This window comes from Pararhodobacter zhoushanensis (assembly GCF_003990445.1).
GTDB classification, from domain to species: Bacteria; Pseudomonadota; Alphaproteobacteria; order Rhodobacterales; family Rhodobacteraceae; genus Pararhodobacter; species Pararhodobacter zhoushanensis.
In genome coordinates this window covers 36,562-56,329 of sequence record NZ_REEZ01000007.1, presented here as the reverse complement: position 1 = coordinate 56,329, position 19,768 = coordinate 36,562, and the positions used below count along the sequence as shown (strand labels likewise).

Annotated in this window: 19 protein-coding genes; 6 read left to right on the top strand and 13 right to left on the bottom strand. The window is 62.4% G+C overall.

Annotated elements, in window-relative coordinates:
- Positions 1 to 95 precede the first annotated feature (95 nt).
- The 7 genes from EAE28_RS15615 to EAE28_RS15585 form a co-directional block, all read right to left on the bottom strand.
- Complete coding sequence (locus EAE28_RS15615; protein ID WP_127107923.1) at positions 96 to 677, bottom strand: biotin transporter BioY; 582 nt, start codon at positions 675 to 677, stop codon at positions 96 to 98.
- The gene (locus EAE28_RS15610) at positions 674 to 2,056 is read right to left on the bottom strand and encodes an acetyl-CoA carboxylase biotin carboxylase subunit (RefSeq protein WP_127107921.1); all 1,383 of its coding nucleotides are present in this window, start codon (positions 2,054 to 2,056) and stop codon (positions 674 to 676) included. The genes EAE28_RS15615 and EAE28_RS15610 overlap by 4 nt, the downstream gene beginning before the upstream one ends.
- Positions 2,057 to 2,081: 25 nt before the next feature.
- The gene (locus EAE28_RS15605) at positions 2,082 to 3,392 is read right to left on the bottom strand and encodes a TRAP transporter large permease (protein WP_127107919.1); all 1,311 of its coding nucleotides are present in this window, start codon (positions 3,390 to 3,392) and stop codon (positions 2,082 to 2,084) included.
- A gap of 37 nt (positions 3,393 to 3,429) precedes the next feature.
- Positions 3,430 to 3,918: a TRAP transporter small permease subunit gene (locus tag EAE28_RS15600; RefSeq protein ID WP_127107917.1), complete on the bottom strand. Its 489-nt coding sequence runs from the start codon at positions 3,916 to 3,918 to the stop codon at positions 3,430 to 3,432.
- Between the two features lie 4 nt (positions 3,919 to 3,922).
- Positions 3,923 to 4,924 carry a TRAP transporter substrate-binding protein gene (locus EAE28_RS15595; RefSeq protein WP_127107915.1) on the bottom strand — a complete coding sequence of 334 codons (1,002 nt, stop codon included), beginning with the start codon at positions 4,922 to 4,924 and terminating at the stop codon, positions 3,923 to 3,925.
- Positions 4,925 to 4,989: 65 nt separating this feature from the next.
- Entirely contained in the window at positions 4,990 to 6,573 is a 1,584-nt protein-coding gene (locus EAE28_RS15590; protein WP_127107913.1) for an acyl-CoA carboxylase subunit beta, read from the bottom strand.
- Positions 6,570 to 7,805 (bottom strand): CaiB/BaiF CoA transferase family protein, encoded by a 1,236-nt coding sequence (locus tag EAE28_RS15585; RefSeq protein WP_127107911.1) that lies wholly within the window; start codon positions 7,803 to 7,805, stop codon positions 6,570 to 6,572. The genes EAE28_RS15590 and EAE28_RS15585 overlap by 4 nt, the downstream gene beginning before the upstream one ends.
- Before the next feature lie 124 nt (positions 7,806 to 7,929).
- Between EAE28_RS15585 and EAE28_RS15580 the strand changes: the two genes are divergently transcribed.
- The 3 genes from EAE28_RS15580 to EAE28_RS15570 all read left to right on the top strand — a co-directional run bounded on the left by EAE28_RS15580 (position 7,930) and on the right by EAE28_RS15570 (position 10,530).
- Positions 7,930 to 9,441, top strand: coding sequence for an acyl-CoA carboxylase subunit beta (locus EAE28_RS15580; protein WP_220443946.1), 1,512 nt, complete (start codon positions 7,930 to 7,932; stop codon positions 9,439 to 9,441).
- Between the two features lie 38 nt (positions 9,442 to 9,479).
- Positions 9,480 to 9,704 carry an acyl-CoA carboxylase biotin carboxyl carrier protein subunit gene (locus EAE28_RS15575; protein ID WP_127107907.1) on the top strand — a complete coding sequence of 75 codons (225 nt, stop codon included), beginning with the start codon at positions 9,480 to 9,482 and terminating at the stop codon, positions 9,702 to 9,704.
- A gap of 82 nt (positions 9,705 to 9,786) precedes the next feature.
- A complete protein-coding gene (locus tag EAE28_RS15570) occupies positions 9,787 to 10,530 on the top strand; it encodes a GntR family transcriptional regulator (protein ID WP_164736656.1) in 744 nt (247 codons plus the stop codon).
- Between the two features lie 45 nt (positions 10,531 to 10,575).
- Here the strand turns inward: EAE28_RS15570 and EAE28_RS15565 are convergent, their stop codons facing one another.
- Positions 10,576 to 11,454 (bottom strand): LysR family transcriptional regulator, encoded by an 879-nt coding sequence (locus EAE28_RS15565; RefSeq protein ID WP_127107903.1) that lies wholly within the window; start codon positions 11,452 to 11,454, stop codon positions 10,576 to 10,578.
- Positions 11,455 to 11,553: 99 nt separating this feature from the next.
- Here EAE28_RS15565 and EAE28_RS15560 point away from each other — a divergent pair, with 99 nt between their 5' ends.
- From EAE28_RS15560 to EAE28_RS15550, 3 genes are read left to right on the top strand one after another with little or no spacing between them, the layout of a single operon-like run.
- Positions 11,554 to 13,113 carry a proton-conducting transporter transmembrane domain-containing protein gene (locus tag EAE28_RS15560; protein WP_127107901.1) on the top strand — a complete coding sequence of 520 codons (1,560 nt, stop codon included), beginning with the start codon at positions 11,554 to 11,556 and terminating at the stop codon, positions 13,111 to 13,113.
- Entirely contained in the window at positions 13,110 to 15,476 is a 2,367-nt protein-coding gene (locus tag EAE28_RS15555; protein WP_127107899.1) for a YbcC family protein, read from the top strand. The genes EAE28_RS15560 and EAE28_RS15555 overlap by 4 nt, the downstream gene beginning before the upstream one ends.
- A gap of 36 nt (positions 15,477 to 15,512) precedes the next feature.
- Positions 15,513 to 15,779 carry a hypothetical protein gene (locus EAE28_RS15550; protein ID WP_127107897.1) on the top strand — a complete coding sequence of 89 codons (267 nt, stop codon included), beginning with the start codon at positions 15,513 to 15,515 and terminating at the stop codon, positions 15,777 to 15,779.
- A gap of 173 nt (positions 15,780 to 15,952) precedes the next feature.
- Here the strand turns inward: EAE28_RS15550 and EAE28_RS15545 are convergent, their stop codons facing one another.
- The 5 genes from EAE28_RS15545 to EAE28_RS15525 all read right to left on the bottom strand — a co-directional run bounded on the left by EAE28_RS15545 (position 15,953) and on the right by EAE28_RS15525 (position 19,746).
- Positions 15,953 to 16,696, bottom strand: coding sequence for an HpcH/HpaI aldolase family protein (locus EAE28_RS15545; RefSeq protein WP_127107895.1), 744 nt, complete (start codon positions 16,694 to 16,696; stop codon positions 15,953 to 15,955).
- Complete coding sequence (gene kce / locus EAE28_RS15540) at positions 16,693 to 17,628, bottom strand: 3,5-dioxohexanoate:acetyl-CoA acetone transferase (protein WP_127107893.1); 936 nt, start codon at positions 17,626 to 17,628, stop codon at positions 16,693 to 16,695. The genes EAE28_RS15545 and kce overlap by 4 nt, the downstream gene beginning before the upstream one ends.
- Before the next feature lie 53 nt (positions 17,629 to 17,681).
- Complete coding sequence (locus EAE28_RS23985; protein ID WP_181954497.1) at positions 17,682 to 17,924, bottom strand: hypothetical protein; 243 nt, start codon at positions 17,922 to 17,924, stop codon at positions 17,682 to 17,684.
- Between the two features lie 50 nt (positions 17,925 to 17,974).
- Positions 17,975 to 18,496 (bottom strand): flavin reductase family protein, encoded by a 522-nt coding sequence (locus EAE28_RS15530; protein ID WP_127107891.1) that lies wholly within the window; start codon positions 18,494 to 18,496, stop codon positions 17,975 to 17,977.
- Between the two features lie 77 nt (positions 18,497 to 18,573).
- A complete protein-coding gene (locus tag EAE28_RS15525; RefSeq protein WP_127107889.1) occupies positions 18,574 to 19,746 on the bottom strand; it encodes a p-hydroxyphenylacetate 3-hydroxylase oxygenase component in 1,173 nt (390 codons plus the stop codon).
- Between the last annotated feature and the right edge of the window lie 22 nt (positions 19,747 to 19,768).

The window sequence follows — 19,768 nt, the reverse complement described above, 5'->3', positions numbered from 1 at the left end:
TGGCGCGCGCTCGTCGAGCAGCGCCAACCCGGTTTCCTCTTCCGCAGAGGCAAGACTGGCAAGACGGTCAGCAACGTTCTTGCCAGTCCCCAAGGTCACTGCTGACGACGCCGGGCAGCCCATGCGGCAGACACCGCGAGCGCAGAGAGTGCAGCCTTTACCAGATCCCCCGGCAAGAACGGCAAGACGCCCAACTCCACCGCCCGGTCAAAGCCGATACTCGCTGCCAGCCATGTCGCACCGCAGGCATACAAGACTGCCGACCCCACCAAAGCCGCGGTCAGCGCGGGCAGAAAGCTGCGGGTCCATCCACGATCGCTCAACCAGCCTGTGACTGCTGCCAGCGCCACGAACCCAATGATATATCCGCCCGTCGGTCCGACCAGATAGGCAAGCCCTGCACCTGAAGCGAAGACGGGCATACCGACGGCACCCTGAACCACATAGGCGGCCACAGTGGCGACGGACAAACGCGCGCCCAAGGTCATCGCGAGCATCAGCACCGCAAGCGATTGCATCGACATCGGCACCGGCCACATCGGCACTTGCACACGGGCCGAGAGGGCAAGAAGCACGGTTCCCGACACGACGATCAAAGCGTCGCGCCAGAAGCGGGCCTCTTTGCTCGCCGTGGGCGGAACCATTGTCAGAAAAAGTGTCGCCGATTTCGAAGTCATATCTCATTCCTTTCCTTGGATTTGAGCAAAGCGTCACCGGATGCGTCGATGAAGCCCGTATGCACGTCGCCTTTCCCGAATGCCTCGTTGCCGAGACACGCTGCCAGAAAGGCGCTGTTTGTTTTCGGACCCTGAACCCGGATCTGATCCAGCGCGCGCAGAGCGCCAGCGATGGCTTCGCTGCGCGTCGCACCTGACGCGATCAGTTTGGCGAGCATCGGATCATAATAGGGTGTGACGTTGTCGCCGGTGCGGTAGCCGCAATCGACACGCAGGGCTGGTCCCTCGTGGGGAAGGGACAACTCTTCAAGTACGCCGGGTGACGGTTGGAACTTGCGCAGCGGATCTTCGGCATACAACCGGCATTCGATGGCGTGGCCTTCAACTGCAATTGCGTCCTGCTCCATCCCCGTCAATTGACCTCGCGCGAAATCAATCTGCATCGCGACCAGATCAACACCCGTGACCATTTCGGTGACCGCGTGCTCGACTTGAATCCGTGTGTTCATCTCTAAAAAGTAGAAATCGAAGCTGTCGGCATCGACAATGAACTCGACGGTCCCTGCCCCGCGATACTTGGTTGCTGCGCAGAGCGCGATCGCCGCGTCAGCCATCCGGGCACGCTTCGCATCCGGCAAACCGGGCGCCGGGCTTTCTTCGATCACCTTTTGAAAGCGCCGCTGAAGCGAACAGTCGCGCTCGTACAGATGAACGGCGTTGCCGTCCCCGAAGCCAAAGACCTGCACCTCGATGTGCCGGGCACGGGGGACGAAACGCTCAAGAAACACAGTGCCATCGCCAAACGCACGGGCGGCCAGCGATTGCGTCGTGCGCACCGCGTCCACCAGAGTTTCAGGGCCATCGACGCGGCGCATCCCGATGCCGCCACCACCCGCCGCTGCCTTCACCAGTAACGGATAGCCGACCGTCTGCGCAGCGGCCAACAGTGTCTCTGCCGTGACCGTATCGCCGAAGCGCTCGCTGCCCGGCACGACCGGCACACCTGCAGCCCGCGCGATTTCCCGCGCGCGCTGCTTGTCGCCCATAGAGCGCAGCGTTTCCGGGTCCGGTCCGATCCAGATCATCCCGGCGTCTTTTACCGCCTGGGCGAAATCGGCATTCTCGGACAAGAAGCCATAGCCCGGATGGACAGCATCAGCCCCGGAAAGCTGCGCGGCATTGAGGACCGCTTCAGCGTTCAGATAGCTCAACCGCGCAGGGGCGGGCCCGATTGCGATGGCTTGATCCGCGTCGCTGACATGCAGGGCGCCTGCGTCGGCGTCGGAATAAACGGCAACGGTTTCCAGTCCCAGCGCGCGCGCAGATCGGATGACGCGGCGGGCGATCTCACCCCGGTTAGCGATCAGGATGCGTTTCATGAGGGTATCTCCAGTTCGTCAACGTCTAGTATACGAGGCCAGGCAGCCACAGGGTGATCGCCGGGAAGGCGATGATCAGGACAAGGCACATGAACAACAGCCCGGCATAGGGCAGCGTGCCCAGAATTGCGTCGCGCATTGGCGCGCCGGAAACAGCCTTCAGGACAAAGATGTTCAGTCCCAGCGGCGGTGTGACCAGTGCCAGTTCCATGTTGATGGCGACCACGACCCCGAACCAGATCGGATCAAAACCCAGCGCGGTGACCACCGGGAAGAGCAGCGGGACCGTCAGCATCGTGATCGCTGATGCATCCATGAACATGCCCAGAAGCAGAAGGAACACGTTGATGCATAGCATCACTGTCCAAGGCGAAAGCTCGCTGTCGGAAATGGCGGTGATCAGCCAGCCCGAGATGTTGAGCATCGTCGAAGACCGTGCCAGCAGCAGACCGCCAAAGATGATGAAACCCATCATGCTGGTCGCTTGCACCGCCTGGATCAGGATCCCGGCCATTCGCCCGAAATTAATCTTCTTAAGCACAAACGTACCGATAAGCAGCGCAAGGATCGCACCCAGTCCGCCAGCTTCGGTCGGCGTCACGACACCCAGCGTGATCCCGCCGATAACTGCGGTGATCAGCACGATGCCAGTCCAGGCGTGACGCAGCGCCAGCCATTTGTCCGCCCAACTCGGGGCGTCCTCGACAAGGGTTTCATCGTTCAGAGACGGCTTTATCCAGAACAGGATCGTGTTGAAGACAACGATCACGACAGTGATCATGATACCGGGCACGATACCGGCCAGAAACAACTCGATGATCGAGGTTTCAGTCAACACTCCGTACATGATGAAATAGTTGCTGGGTGGAATAAGGATGCCCAGGGTGCCCCCCACGGCAATCGCGCCAATTCCAAGGCGCAGGTTGTGTCCCCGCCGCTTGAACTCGGGAAGCATGAACCCCCCGATCGCAGCCGCAGTGGCGACAGACGACGATGACATCGCGGCAAAGAGAGCGCAGGATACGGCCGCCGCAGAATGCAGGGCGCCGGGGATGCGGTGAAGCCATTTTGTGACGACATCGGTGATCGCGCTGCCAATGCCCGAGGCCGTCACAATGGCCCCCATCAGCATGAAGAGCGGAATGGCGAGCAACCCGAAATGCGACAACTCATGCAGGGCGGTACTGCCGGTCATGATGACCAGTGTCTGCGTCCCCCCGACATACAGCAGACCCAGCATGCCGACGCTTCCAAGGGCAATGGCGACCGGCAGGCCAATGAAAATGGCGATCAACATCCCCGCCAAGAAAATGACGGCAATTAGCTCGATAGGCATGGGAACTCCCGGAGTCCTAGGATCAGCAGAACGGCGCTCAGCGGCCACGCAGTCTGAGGATGATGAGACGAATGAGCACAAGGTCGAGCATCAGCGTTCCAATCGGAACAACCGCGATGATCGCCCAATACGGCAACGGGTAGTGGCCGATCGTGACGCGGCCAGAATGAAAGTACCGCAGTGTCATCATCGTCGAGGTCACCAGGAGGGCAGTCACGAAGATGAAACACAAGACCGGCACTACAGTCGTTTCAAACCAACGCGAGAAGCGTTCGGGAACAACCAGTGAGAGCAGCTCAACCGAGACATGCGACCCTGATAGGAAGGTTGCAGCAAGGCCGAGGAAAATGACCACGAGAAAGACGAACCCGCCTAGCTCGCTGATCAGCGAGAGGTCTCGGCTAAAGGCGAACCGCGCAAGGGCGTTCAGCGTGACACCGGCAGCAGTGACAAGGATCACCAGCCCCGCCAACATCTGAAGGGCAGACGCCAGCCGGTCAATGAGGGGTTTGCGGGGCTGGGTCATGGGGTCACCGGGTCTGGTCAGCGATGTCGAGATAGGTTTGAAGCGCAGGATTGTCGGCAACTGCGCGCGCAAATATCGGGCGGGTCACATCGACAAAGGCAGCACGTTCTTCGTCCGTCGTGCGATGAACGTTGATCCCCGCTTCCTGCCAGAGGCGAGGACAGGTTTGGGTGTCGTATTCGATCATCAGATCCCATTCTGCATCAGCCATCCGCTGCGCCGCGTCACTGACAACCTGCTGCAGGTCGTCTGGCAGGCTCTCGAAGAAATCCGTGTTGATGCCCAGACCTTCGCCGCCCTGCGACATGTCCACGTAGGTCACGTAAGGCAGCCCACGCGACCAGCCACGCGACAGATGAGCGGCGCAGTTGGTGGTAATCGCGTCAATCATGCCCCGCTCGATGGCGGCGTCGACTTCACCCAAAGGGACCGAAAGAGCATTGCCGCCCATGGCTTCGATCAGCGCACTGATCGTCGAACCCAGACTGCGAATACGCTCGCCGTCGAAGGCGGCAGGGGTGTTCAGGAAGGCCGAGCGGTGCATGAAGTGCAGCGCGCCCTTGTGATAGTAGTTCAACAAGGTAATCCCGCGCTGCTCGTACTCGGTGGCGAGCAGATCAAAGATTCCACCATCGACAGCGCGCCGGAAATGCTCGGCATCGTCGAACATGAAGGGATAAGTCATGTAGTCCAGCTGCGGAATTGCACCGGTCTGGTAGTTCCCCGGCATCGGCGCGACCTGCACGACACCGCCTTCGACCGCCTCCAGCATCTCGCGGCCCGAAACCAGTGTCTCGGCCGGATACACACTGATCTCGATGCGCCCTTCCGAGTTCTGCTCGACCTCTTCCACGAAGGTGCGCAGCGGACCGGCTTGAATGTGCACATCGGGATAGTGGTGTGCCAGACGCATGGTGAAATCGGCTGCAATGGCGACGTTTGGTAGAGCCAGTGCTGCCGTCAGCGCGGCACCTGCCAGCCTGAACAGGACGTTTGAATAGCTCATGGTTTCCTCCCTGTGGTTGTTGGTCTTTACCCAGACACCCCTCCCCGGGCTTCTGGAATCGTTCCTCAGTTCTGTCTCGGAACTCCTTCAACGATCATGCGCAATCTGTCCGAGCACAGCTCGACCCATTCGCACAAAAGCCGTCGTGTTGTTCGTGGCTCGACGATATCGACGATCAGAAACCGCTCGGCAGTCCGCATGGGATTACTGAGCGCGTGATAGTGCGCTTCAAGCTCTGCTTGCGTCCCTGCGGGATCTTCAGCGGCTTCGATATCGCGCCGGAAAGCAGCCCGTACTCCGCCTTCGACGGGGATCGACCCCCACCGCGCTGAAGGCCATCCGAAGCGATGGTTGAGCGGGCGACGGGCCCCATCAAGGCCAAACTGCGCTCCGTGCAGTCCTCCACCCAGACCAAATGCCCGGCGCAGGACAATCGTAACCCACGGGATCTTGGCCCGCTCGATCGCCTTCATCATGCGGAAAGCATTGCCGACAGTTCCGGCAAGCTCAGCGTCAAGCCCCGCCATCGTGCCCGGCTGATCGACCAAATTGATCATTGGCAAGTGAAACCGGTCGCACAGTTCAATGAACTGTTCCATCTTGCGGCATGCAGCGGCGGTCATTGCCCCCCCCATCTCACGCGGGTCCCCGGCCATGACGCCGACCGGCACCCCACCAAGACGCGCAAGCGACGTGATCACGGATTTGCCGTGATAGCGACCGATCTCAAACCGAGAGCCGCGATCAAAGATCGTGTCCAGGATCTTACGCGGATCGTAAACCTTGCGGCGGTCGTGAGGGATTGCCGAGTCCAACCAGGCATCTTCGCGGTCAGTAGGATCGTCAGTCTTCACGACCGGCGGCAGCGTCCAGACATTCGGCGGCAGGAATGACAAGAATCGGCGCGTCTGGTCCAAGGCGTCGGCCTCGTCGACCGCTTCATTGTCCACCATGCCCGATTTTCGCGAATGAACGCGGTATCCGCCAAGGTCGTTCTTGTCGATCTCGACCCCCAGCGCTTGCCGCACCAAGGGCGGGCCCGCGGCAAAAACCTGACTTGTATCGCGCACCATGACGGAGAAGTGCGACGCCACGACCTTCAGCGCGCCCAGTCCCGCGCATGCCCCCATGGCCACGCTCACAACCGGCACCGCTTCCAGCAACGGCAGGATGGGCCACTTGGAATAGTCGGGGAACCGCGTCGTCTGGTTCTGATCGAGGAGCTTGATACTGCCGCCGGCCGTATCGACCAGTCGCACCAGCGGCTTGGCTGACTCCAACGCAAGGCGCTCAAGGTAGACCCATTTATCGGGATTTGCGGCCTCGGACGAGCCACCCCGGATGGTGAAATCATCTGCGGCAACACAAATGGTCCTGCCGTCGACCTTTCCGGTGCCGACAACCGCGTTCGCCGGCGTGAAGGATTCCAGCGCGCCGTCGTCGCCATAGACGGCCTTGCCAACCAGAGACCCGAACTCGCGGAAGCTGTCAGGATCGCAGAGTTGGTCGACGCGCTCACGGACAGTCTGCTTGCCGGAACGACGCTGCCTTGCGATGCCCTCGTCTCCGCCCATCTCGCGCGCAAGGGCGCGGCGATGTTCGATATCAGCAATTTCGGTGTGCCAAACCGGCTTTGTATCGGTCTTCATTCGCTGGCCACCCCTGCATTCTGGTGGATAACGCCGGTCTCGGTGAGATGGGCAAGCTGCACGTCTGACAGTCCCAAGAGACGGCTAAGGACAGCATGGGTATCTTCGCCGATGCGGCGGCCCGCATGCCGAACCTCGCCCGGGGTGCGCGAGAGCTTCGGCACAACGCCGTTCAACATTACGGTTCCCAGGACAGGATGCGGAAGCTCGAGCAACATCTCACGATGCCTGAAATGCGGATCGACGAAAATGTCGGCGATAGTGTTCACAAGCGATACCGGAACGCCCTCGGCCTCCATCCGCTCAACGATTTCTGCGGCGGGCAGCGTTGCTGCCCAGGCTGCGACCTCTTCGTCCAGGATCGTGTGGTTGGTGTTGCGTCCCCGGATCGTATTAAACCGCGGGTCTTTCCAAAGGTCATCGCGCTGCATCGCGCGCGCCATGCGCTCAAACACTGCATTGTTGTTGGCCGCGATCAACACATAGCGTTCGTCCGAAGCCCGGTAGAGGTTGTTGGGCGCCGTGCCAGGCAACCGCGACCCTTGGCGGGACGGGACCACGCCCAGGCGGTCGTAATCGGGCACCACCATTTCCATCATGGAAAACGCTGCTTCATACAGCGCGGCGTCGACAACTTGCCCCTGTCCGGTTTTCTGAGCTTCCATCAGCGCCATCAGCGCGCCAAACGCCGCGTAGACTGCGGTGACATAATCCGTCACAGCAAGCGCGGTGCGTGTAGGTGGGCGATCAGGATCGCCGGTCAGATGCCGGACACCGGCAAAGGCCTCGCAGATCGCGCCGTATCCAGGCTTTGTCGCCAAGGGGCCATCCTGCCCGTAGCCGCTGATCCGAACCAGAACCAGGCGCGGGTTACGCGCAGAAAGCACATCATAGCCCAAGCCGAGCCGCTCCATCGTGCCGGGGCGAAAGTTCTCGATCACGATGTCGGCGTTCTGGGCCATATCAAGGAGCAAATCGCGCCCCTCATCGGTTTTCAGGTTTATTGAAACCGTTGATTTATTGCGCAAAATTCCTGCGCCATAGAGAGAAACGTTGCGGTCCAGCCCGCCGATGCTGCGCACGGAATCGCCGTCGCGCGGCTCGACCTTGATGACCTCGGCACCAAAGTCGGCAAACAGCCTGGCACAAGCAGGACCGGCGATGGTGCTGCATAGTTCCAGCACTCTGTATCCAGCCAGCGGCCCCCGCCGTTCGTCTGTCGTGCCTTGCATAATGTCCTCCCTGCTTCGGCCCTGATCATTCACACCAGTCCGACTGTCGTCAACCCTATTGTTGATTTTATGATTGTTGACAATCTTTCAATCGTGCCCGAAGCATATGCGGGGAGGAAGCCATATGACAGATTACGAACTTCGCAAGTCCAGGGCGCTGGGGATGGGCGGACCACGGAAACTGGCGGCCCGCCGTAACGCCGGGCTGCTGAACGCCCGCGAACGCATGGCACTGCTGTTTGATGATGGCGCGTTTCATGAGGCTGGGCTCTTCGCGGCCTCGGAACGCGCTGAAGACCGCGATCGTACCCCGGCAGACGGAAAGGTGCTGGGCTTTGGCGCTGTCGACGGTCGCCAGGTTGCGGCAGTTTCCAACGACCTTACGGTCATGGGCGCGTCGTCGAGCACCGTTAATGGTCGCAAGATCGCCTATGCCAAAAAAATGGCCAGCGCCAACGGCCTGCCGCTGGTATTTCTGGGCGAATCGTCGGGCGGACGGATCCCGGACAATATGGGCGCACGCGGTATGGGGGCGTCGGCTTGGGATTCCCAGCAATACGCACGGATCCGCGAAACCCCTTGGGCCAGCGCCGTTCTGGGGCCGGCATTTGGTTCGTCCGCCTGGTACACCTGCCTTTCGGATTTCGCTGTCATGCGCAAAGGCGCCATCCTGGCCGTTGCCAGCCCGCGCGTGACCGCTCAGGCGATCGGCCAGGACATCGACCCCGAAGAGTTGGGCGGCAGCGAAATGCATGCCCGCAAATCAGGCCTGATTGACCAGGTTGTCGATACGGATGAAGAAGCGATCGCCGCGATCCGCACATTCCTGAGCTATCTGCCGTCTCACGCCGGGGAACAACCGCCCCGCGTGGCAAGCATTGCGCCCAAAGTGGACCCAGAGATGCTGGGTACAATCGTCCCCGAAAACCGCGCGCGGGTATACGACATGCGCAAGGTTCTGGATGCGCTGGTCGATGCTGACAGCTTCTTTCCCCTCAAGCAGCGGTTCGCGCAGAATTTGGTTACGGGACTCGCGCGGCTCGACGGACGGACCGTTGGTATCATCGCGAACAACCCGATGCACAAAGGCGGTGCTCTCGACTACGACGCGTGTAGCAAAGCAATTAACCTGCTGGTTCTGTGCGATTCGTTTAACGTCCCGGTAGTCCAGCTGGTCGACCAGCCCGGCTTTTTGGTTGGGATGGAGGGTGAACTGCGCGGGATGCCCGCAAAAATCATGTCTAACATTCAGGCGCTGCAAATGGCGTCTGTGCCCAAACTGTCTGTCGTGCTGCGCAAAACCTATGGTGCTGCCTTCGTCAACATGGGCGGCGGCGCGAATTCTGACGAGTTCATTCTATGGGACCGGGCGGAAGCCAGCTTCATGGATCCGGGAATCGCCGTGAATATCGTGCATGGTGTCAGCGCCCGCGACGACCCAGAGCAATTCAAGTCACTTCACGCGTCCCTTTCGGCGGATAGCTCCCCCTTTGAGCTTGCGGGAATGTTCTCGGCCCAAGCCGTGATCACGCCCGAAAAGACCAGATCTCATCTGATCCGCGCCCTGGAATTGCATAACCGCGCGCCGACAGGCGGCCTCGGCAAACGGCGTTTGGCAAACTGGCCATACGCCTGAGCGCTTCCCCTTCCAAAACCTCAACCTGAGAGACCACTATGACCAAGACCATCGACATCGTTGCCAACATCACCGGAGTCGTCTGGACCGTAGACGTTGAAGTCGGACAGCGCCTTGACGAAGACGATCCTGTCGTCACACTCGAATCCATGAAGATGGAAATCCCGGTCGGGGCGCCCTGCTCCGGTGAAATCGTGGAAATCCTTGTCAGCAAGGATGACCCTGTGGCAGAGGGACAGACGGTTGCACGGCTGCGTCCGTGACCCCCTTCGCCCGGAATGTCAGGACGCAGGCGGGTATTTGATGTTAGGCGTGGAATGCCACGTCTGTTGCAGAGGCGATACGATGAACTCTGACCGCGAACAGGAAAATCTGCCGCAGCAGACCCTTCAGAATACGATCCGCTTTCGTCCGCAGGGCACGATGCTTAGCCTGCCCGAACAGATCGCGGATGGGATCTGTTCGGCTATCCTTGCGGGCGAGTATCAGCCTGGCGAGCGGATCCGCGAGGTTCCGCTCGCATCAACGTATAATGTAAGCCGCGGGCCTATCCGCGAAGCCCTGCGCCTTCTCGAACAGGAAGGCCTGGTGACATTTTCCCCGCGACGGGGCGCTCAAGTTACCGAACTGACCATCGACGAGGTCGAGCAGTTGTTCGACATTCGCGCTGTGTTGTCCTCGCTCGCGGCGCAGAACGCTGCGAAGAACATTACACCTAAAGCTCTGCAACAGCTCAAGAATATCGTTAAAGATATGCAGAGCTTTGACGCCGCTGATACCAACCTTTACTCAGCCCTCAGCTCTCAATGTGGACAGATCATTGCAGACGCCGCCAGAAACCCGCGGTTGTTGGCGATGCTGAAAACGCTATGGCGTCAAACCCTGCGTTATGCCCAGCTTGGCTTGCACAGCCCGCAACGCCGCACTGAATCCGCGCAGCTCTGGGGCCAGTTGGTAGAAGCGATCGAGCGTGGCGATTCCGAACGGGCAGGTACAGTCAACGCCGAGACGATCCGCCTCTCCAAAGAAGCCGTTGTACGACTTCTTCGGTCACAGGCCGAAAAAGGCAGCACTCACACGGAAGGCTGAGTGCTTCAGAGCATGATCGGCTAGCGTCCGCAAAGCTGGCTTGCTTCACGTCTCCTCGGCCTCCATCGGGTGCGCTATCAGCCTTTCGAGCAAAGGATGTGGAAACGTGCGGGGAGCGGTCACGGCATAAAAGCTTTCGACGATATCGAGCGGGAAACGCGCGGTGGCGAGCAGCCCCAGCGCCAGTTCGTCAGCCAGCACAACAGCAGGTGTGATCGCCAGCCCGACATCTTCGCGTGCAAGCAGCCGGACCATAGCCATGTCGTCGACTGTCGCGGCAATCTTTGGGCTTACGCCAAGGCGTGCGGCCAGACTGTCAAACCCTGTGCGGATCGAGCTTTCGGTCGGAAGGATCACGGGTTCACACGCCAGCAGATCGGCAAGCGTGGGATGGTCAAGGCGGTATGCCCTTCCGTGCAGGGCAACCGGCTGCTCGGCGATACGGTGTGCAACAAGCGACGGGAACGTGTCGCGCGGCGGGGAATCGGTCAGCAGCACAACGTCCAGGGCGAGATCCTCCAGCGCCCGCAGCAATGGCTGGCTGCTGCCTGAGGACAGCACCAGTTCGGCATTCCCGGCCAGAGCCGGTCGCAGAAAACGAAGCTGGAAGTTTCGGGACAGCGTCGACAGCGCACCAACCCGCAGGGGTGCGGACGCTGCGCTTTTTCCAGTGAACGTCGCCAGCAGATCGTCTCCGACATCGAAGATGCGGTCGGCATGATCGAGCGCGATCCGTCCGGCCTCGGTCAATTTCATCGTCCGACCTGTGCGCTCGAACAGCGCGTGCCCCAGCCGCTCCTCAAGCTGCCGGATCTGTGTCGAGAGCGCAGATTGCGACAGGTTAAGCTGCGCTGCGGCACGGGTCAGGTTCCCTTCCCGGGCGACCTGCTGAAAATACCTGAGATGATGATAGTTCAGACGCATGACGTTCACTTAAATAGAACAAATCTATCCATACAATGTATTTTTCTTCAATCGACAGCCTCTCTACATCGACCGGAGCCCTAGCCCCGGAGGTCACCGATGAGTTTCTTGCTTCTGATTGCCCCAGCGGCCCTTGCCGCCGCTACGCTTGCACTAGGTCTCAAGCCACCCGCACGGGCACACTGGCGACTGCGGCTTCCCGAGTTTGCGGCTCTCGGGGCGTTGGCGGCTGGAATTGTCGCCGCTGCAGGTCTCGCGCTGACGGGAGCCTCGACCAGCCCGCTGCTGGGCGCAGCGTCGATTGGCTTTTCGGCGCGCACCGACATCGTCAGCGTCGCGATGACGCTGACAGTCGCCTTCGTTGGCTGGATCGTCCTGCGGTTTTCCCGTGTGGCTCTCGACGGTGACGCACGGCAGCCCGCGTTCATGGGCTGGATGGCGGCGACAATTGCCTGCGTTCTGCTTCTGGTCAGCGCGGGGAACGCCATCCAGCTTGCTGTCGGCTGGGCCGCGACGGGCGTAACGCTGCATCGGTTGCTGGTGCATTACCCGGACCGGCCACGGGCACGTCGCGCCGCCCGCAAAAAGGCGGTGAGCGGGATCGTCGCAACCGCGGCGCTGCTGATCGCGGGCGGCATCCTTGTCGCGGGCTTCGGCACTTCGGACATTGCAACAATCAATGCGGCGGCACGGGTCGGCGAGGGGGCGAACTGGCTGTGGCTGGCCGCGCTGTTTCTGGGGCTTGCTGCGGTCATCAAGTCTGCGCTCCTGCCGACGCATGGGTGGCTGACCGAAGTCATGGAAGCCCCGACGCCCGTTTCTGCACTCTTGCATGCCGGAGTGGTCAACGCGGGCGGGTTTCTTCTGATCCGCTTTGCAGATGTCCTCATCAGCGTACCGGGCGTGCTTGCCGTGCTGGCGTTGATCGGTGGGTTCAGTGCGCTTCTTGGTGCCGCCGTGTCCTTGACGCAACCGGCTGTAAAGACGGCGCTCGCCTGGTCCACTTGCGCGCAAATGGGCTTCATGGTGCTTCAATGCGGACTCGCGCTTTTCCCGCTGGCGCTGCTGCATATAGTGGCCCATTCGCTCTACAAGGCGCATGCCTTTCTTGCCTCGGGCGGCGCGGTGAAGGACGTGGCGTCTATCCGCCGCCCCGGAGCCGTTGCAGTGCCAAACTTGGCTGCGGTTACGCGCGCCTTCGGCTTGGCGCTCGCGCTTTATGTCATCGTCGGGCTGGGTTTCGGGATCACCGCGAAGCCGCCGCAGACTGTCGCTCTGGGTGCGATCCTGATCTTTGGCGTCGTCTACCTGATCGCCCAAGGGCTTGCTGATCTGGCACCGCGCGCGCTCACCTGGCGCACCATCACGTTGTCGGTCGGCGCGACGGTGGCCTATTTTGCGTTCCAGCAGTCCGCGACATGGCTCTCGGCAGGGACGCTACCACCGCCCCCGCCACCTGACGGGCTGATCTGGGCGACGATCGTGCTTGCGCTAGCCAGCTTCGCGGTTGCTGCGGTGGCACAGACGACCTTTCCGCTCTGGGCCGGGCACCCGGCGGCGGCGGGACTGCGGGTCCACTTGATGAACGGCCTTTACCTCAACGCCATCTCGGACCGGCTGTCCGGTCGCTGGACCCCGAAACAGGGAGCAACAAAATGAAAGCGTACATGACCTGGCCCGGTCACACCCTCGAACTCTTCGCCGCGGCCGAGGATGCCATGCGGCAGATCCCGCCTGCCTTTCCGCTCGAAGCGACCGTCGCGGTTAATCCCTGGCTCGGCCAGCTGGGCGAGAGCCGCCTTGAAGCGGCCGCACGCATGGCGCGCGTCGGTGCGGGCCGGCTGTTTGTGCCGCGCGAAACGGTGGCCGCGATGATCAAGGCTGGCGAGGTGAGCGCGGCGGATCTAAACGACGCCGCAGCGGCCAAAGGTATCGACGCGGACCGCCTTGCCCAAGCAAGCAAGACGGCATCACCGACTGAGCAGGGGCTGCCAACGCTTGCCGACATTGCGTTCGAGAACGACGGCGTCGACTGGCCAGCCCTTGTCGAGGAACGCATCGGTCATTGGGCGGCGGCGCATTTCGACCGGGGGCAGGCGTTCTGGCCCGCGCCCGAGACCGGGGTCTGGGCGGCGTGGCGGGCCTATGCCAGCCGCGACCTGACCGTGGGGCTTGCGGGCCTGCCCGGGTTCGCTGCGTTTGTGGCGGCGATGCCGACGGACGCGCGCGCGGCCTTCGCGGATGCCTGTCAGACACTTGAACTGCCCGCCGAGGCCGCACCGCTCTATTTCCACCGGCTGCTTGTGACGCTTTCAGGCTGGGCGCAATACGCCCGCCATTTCGGCTGGACCGCCGAACGCGACGGGACCCGCGACAGCAGTTTGTTCGAGTTGCTGACCCTGCGCCTTGTCTGGGAGGTTGCCCTTCTGAAGGCAGGCGGTGCGGCGCGGCTTGCGGCATGGGAGCGGGTGAAGACCGCCTGTGCGCAGCCGATCCCGATTGCGCCGGACATGCTGCTTGATGCCGCGCTTCAGGACGCTGTCGATCTGAGCGCGGAACGCCGTCTGGCCGTGTCGCTCTGCGGGGAGACGGGCACGCATCCAGCCGGCCCGCCCGCGATTCAGGCCGCGTTTTGCATTGATGTGCGCTCAGAACGCCTGCGCCGCGCGCTGGAAGCATCCGATCCGACGATCCGTACGATCGGCTTCGCGGGTTTCTTCGGGCTTCCGATCCGCCACAAAGCCTTTTCCTCGGACACGCACGAAGCGCGCTGCCCGGTTTTGCTGGCCCCTGGAATCCCGACCCATTCACCGGGAGATGCTCAGGCGGAGACACGCACGCGGGTCCGGCTGCGGACTGTTCGGGCCTGGGGACGCTTCAAACGAGCGGCTGTCTCGGCCTTCGCTTTCGTCGAGGCCGCAGGGCCGCTTTATGTCGGCAAGCTCGTCCAGGACGGCCTCGGCCTTGCCTTCTCCTCGTCAGACGATCCAGCCCCGGAGCTCGACCTGTCTCTCGACGAACGCACGGCGTTTGCGTACAGCACTTTGCGGGCAATGTCGCTGACAGAGGGCTTTGCCCCACTCGTGCTGGTCTGTGGACACGGCGCAAAAGTCGCCAATGCGCCCCAAGCCAGCGCGCTGCAATGCGGGGCCTGTGGCGGGTTCGCCGGCGACGTCAACGCGCGCCTTCTAGCGGCGCTCCTGAACGACAAGGCTGTGCGCGGCGCTCTCAAAAGCCGCGGTGTGACGATCCCTGCTGAGACGCTTTTCGTTGCCGGACTGCACGACACGGTCGCTGATAGCGTTCAGTTGTTTGCCGACGCGGTGCCCGCGAGCCACCGGGCTGATGTCGATCGTCTTCGTGCCGCGCTGTCGATGGCCGGCGCGCTGACCCGCACAGAACGTGCGCAAACGCTGCCGCGCGGATCGGCTGAATCGCTGGCGCGGCGGGGACGCGACTGGTCCGAAGTCCGGCCCGAATGGGGGCTTGCGGGATGCCGTGGTTTCATTGCCGCACCACGGACCCGGACAGTCGGGCGCGACCTCGATGGCCAAGTCTTTCTCCATGACTACGACTGGCGGCAGGACGAGGGGGCAAGGACGCTGGAACTGATCCTGAGCGCCCCGGTCGTCGTCGCAAGCTGGATCGCGCTGCAATATCACGGCTCGACGGTCGCGTCCGAGATGTTCGGAGCGGGCAACAAGCTGTTGCACAACGTCGTCGGCGGGTTCGGCGTGCTCGAGGGCAACGGCGGTCCGCTCAGGGTCGGCTTGCCGTGGCAATCCGTGCACGACGGTGCGGCACAGCGCCATGTGCCAAGCCGGCTCGTCGTCGCCATCGAGGCACCCGTCGTGATGATCGACCGCGTTCTGGAACGCAAGCCTGATGTCCGGACGCTTTTCGACAACGACTGGCTGACGCTTGTGACACTGGAAGGCAGTGAAGGGTATGCTCAGCGCTACAAAAAAGGAAGCTGGGTTGTTCGTGGCAAAGATGCCGGACGCCTTGACGCCGTGGCGTGATGCACATTCGGACCTTGCTGAAGAACGGAAAACCTTATGGAAGCCAGATCATTCGGGCAAACGGCCTCTCAATCGCGGTTGAATACCACGGCCCCCAAATCTGCGACGCCCTTGGTTCTCATTCACGGGCAAGGCAGCCGAATTGCGCACTGGCCACAGGCGCCGATCGACGGTTTCGCCGCCACCGGGTTTCGCACCGTCATCTTCGACAATCGCGATGTGGTCCTGTCGCAACGCTGTGCTGCGCCCGGCGTTCCGTTAAACGCGGATGAGATTCTGGGCCGCCTGCGCTCGCGCCGCTGACCGCCGCGACGGTCACCGACTTCATCCAGTGACAGTGCGTACACCCTATAGAAGGAGCGGTGCGCATGCTCTTCCCGCTTCGGATCGATCAGGAATTTGCCGCCGCGCGCAAACTGCCGTGTGGCGAAACGGTTTGCCGAACCACATCGCGCCGCTATCGGTCTGGCGTTTTGTCACTCGAACAATCGGGTGCGTGCGGCGGTTGCGGCAGTCCTCAGGAACCCTTGATCAGACCCCGTCAGAAACCCGGTCGCCCCCAGATCGCGCATCGCGGTGGCGTCGGTGCGGTCGGCTGCAAGCACGAGGGCGGGCAGAGCCGATGATTTCGCCGCGGTCAAGAGACCCGCGACCGCGCGGTCCAGCCCCCCATCTTGCGCTGCCGCGCCCATGCTTGCCCCAAGGTCTGCGCGGCCGATGAAGATCGCGTCGAGTCCTTCGGTCGCGACGATCTGATCGATCCGGTCCAAGGCTTCGGCGTCTTCGATCATTGCGATGACGGCAGTTCGTGCATCCTGCGCCGCCATGTGGTCCGCCACGGGCATGCCACCGAACGCTCCGGCGCGGGTGGTGGGGGAGAGGCCACGCCCACCCGCATACCGCGCAAGGGCGACGATCTCGCGGGCGACGGCGGCAGAAGTCACATGCGGCACCAGCACACCATTGGCGCCGCTGTCCAGCACGCGCAGGATGTCGCCGGGCTGACGTACCCTCACCAGTCCCGCCATGCGGTGCGCCCGGCAGGCCAGCAGGATGGCATCGGTCGTCTCGGGGTTCAGCGGCGCGTGTTCCTCGTCGATGACGACAAAGTCGAAGCCCAGAGAGCCGAGGATCTCGGCGGGCTGGGTCGAGGGGATCTTGAGAAAGGTGCCCAGCACCGGCTCGGGCGCGCGCAGGCGGGCGCGAAATCCGGCCCTCATCCGAAAGACACCTTGTCCCGGCCCTTGGTCCCGAGCATCGCGCGCGCCTCGTCCGGGGTGGCGATTTCGTGGCCCAGATCCTCAAGGATACGCCGGATCTTGGTGACCATCTGCGCATTGCTCTGCGCGAGCTGACCCTTGGCGATATAGAGATTGTCCTCCAGCCCGACGCGGACATGCCCGCCAAGGATCGCCCCCATGGTGACCAAAGGGAACTGCGACCGGCCTGCGCCCAGCACCGACAGCAGGTGATCGTCGCCGAAAAGCCGCTCTGCCGTGGCGCGCATGTGCATGAGGTTTTCGGGGTCGGGGCCCTGCGCCCCGGTGATACCAAAGATCGCCTGCACGAAGAACGGCGGCTTCACCAGACCCCGGTCCGCGAAAAGCGCTAGGTTATAAAGGTGGCCCGTATCGTAGCATTCGAACTCGAAACGGGTGCCCGTTTCGGACAGTTTGGCCAGAACCGTCTCGATCTGGGTGAAGGTGTTGGACATGATGAGGTCGCGGGTGCCGCGCAGGTAGTCGATCTCCCACGGCTGTGGATCGCGGCAGCTCTTTTCCGCCGCCGCGATGTTGAAGTTGAACGACCCCATGTTGAGCGAGGCCAGCTCTGGTGCGGCCTGCAGCGCAGGGGCGATGCGGGCCTCCATCGACATGCCCAACCCGCCGCCGGTGGTGATGTTCACGATGGCATCCGTGGCCGCGTGGATGCGCGGCAGGAAGGCGGCATAATGCGCAGGATCCTGGCTCGGCGCGCCCGTTTTCGGCATGCGCGCGTGCAGGTGCAACACGGCGGCCCCGGCCTCGGCGGCGGCGATGGCGCTTTCGGCGATCTGATCGGCGGTCACCGGCAGGTGAGGGGACATGGACGGCGTGTGGATGGAGCCGGTCACGGCGCAGGAAATGATGGTCTTTTTCGAAGTCCGAGGCACGGGGAATCCTTTGGTTTGGGTCAGCCCGGATCGCCTCCGGGTCTTGGACGGTTTCAGAACACCTTCACATCGCATTCAAAGCCGCGTTCGACGTTGAAATCCTTGCCATACAGGGCTTGGATCTTGGTCGCGCCGTTCAGCCGCAACGTGCCCCATGACTGTTGCTTCGCGTACAGCATCCCCGGCGTCGTGCCGCCTGGCAGGATTGTGTAATCCGCCGCCCCCCCGTCGATGGATTGGGCTGGTTCGGCGGCCACGGTCAGCGCGACCGCTGCGTCGCCAAGGGTGTAGGTCACCGTCACAAGGTCTCCTCGCTGAGTTTTTCGAAGACGGCGAAAGCCGGGGCCTATTGGGCCGCCACCTGCGGGTGCGGCTGCGCCAGCGAGTATTGACCCCGGTGGTACAGCAGCGGCGCGCTTTCCGAGGTCTCGAATCCGGTTACGCGGCCGATCAGGATCCAGTGGTCGCCGCCGTCGAGAATGTTTTCGCGGGCGCATTGGATCTTGGCGCAGGTCTCGGGCAGAAGCAGGCATCCGCCTTGCCCTTCGGTGACGTCGATCCCGGCGAACTTGTCGTCGCTTCGGCGGGCGAAATGGTTCGACAGGTCGATCTGGTCCTGGGCGAGGATGTTCACCGCGAAATGGCTTGCGGCCTCGAAGACGGGGTAGCTCGACGAGGTCTTGAGCAGGCTCCATAGGATCAGCGGCGGCGTCAGCGATAACGAGTTGAAACTGTTGGCCGTGACGCCGACGCGCTGGCCATCCGCCTGCGCGGTGATCACGGTGACACCGGTGGCAAAGCACCCGAGCGCTGCGCGAAAGGCGCGCGGATCGAACCCGCTCTCGGCGGGAAAAGTCATGCTGGCCATGGGGGACCTCCAGATGGGTGGGAAAATCTGACGGGAAGGACGGGCCCGCCCCGGTGGGCGAAGCGGGCCCGGATGGATCAGAAGAGCGAGGGATCGGGCTCCAGACCCATCAGCGCGCGTCCCAGGATCTGCGCGCAGATGTCGTAGTCGGTATAGGCATGCGCCGCGGTCATGTGGCTGTTGCGGAACAGGCGCTGCGCCTCGGCATCGTCGAACCATGCCGACCCGCCCGACGCTTCGAACAGCCGGTCCACCGCCGCCACGAACATCTTGACCGCATAGGCCTGATTGGTCCGCCAGAAAGCCATCTGCGTCGGCGTCGGGTATTCGTGGCGTGCGGCATGGTCGCGCATCTCGGCCCATGTCTTTTCCAGAAACGCCCGGCCCGCCGCCACCTGGTGGGTGCTTTCGGCCAGGCGCATGCAGGCCGGGATCGATTGGCCGACCTTCGCGCCGGTGTAGGCACGCACGCGGCCCTGCGTGCGTTCGGTGTAAAGCTCGATCATGCGCTCTGCGATGCCGAGGCTGACCGCCGAGAAACAGCTGGCAAAGACGTAGATGAAGGGCACGTGATAGATCTGGCTGTCCGGGTAGAGATTGCCTCCTGCCGAAGTCAGCGTCATCAGCGCGGGCACGCTTTCTATGCGGTGGTTGGGCACAAAGGCATCCTTGACCACCAGCGTCTTCGACCCCGTGCCGCGCATCCCGGCGGTGAACCAGTTGTCTTTGATTTCATAATCGGCGCGCGGCACGATGGCAAAACTGTAGACCTTGCCCATCTCCGCGTCGTCCCTCAGGAACCCGAGGATCGCCCATTGCGCATGGTCGCAGCCCGAGGACCAGCCGAATTCACCGGAAAAGCGCACACCGCCCTCGACTTCGACCGCCTTTCCGTAAGGCGCGATTGAGGACGAGGACAGCGTGTCCGGGTCTTCGCCCCAGATCTCGTCCTGCAACGTCTTGGAATAAAGCGCGATCTGGTGCGAATGCTCCGCCAGCAGCGACATCGCCCAGGCGGTCGATCCGCAGGCGGTGGCGATCAGTGCGATGCAGTTCTCGAAGTCGGGCACCGGCATTTCCAGACCGCCGTAGGCCTTCGGCTGAAAGGCCCGGTGCAGGCCGGTGCCCTTGAGCAGGTCGATGTTTTCCGCCGGGACCATGCGGTCCGCTTCGGCCTTTGGCGCGTTGGCCTTGATCTGTGGCAGGATCGCGCGAACGCGGTCGATCATCGATGTGGTGTCGTCAAACATGGGTCTTCTCCTCCCTATGCGG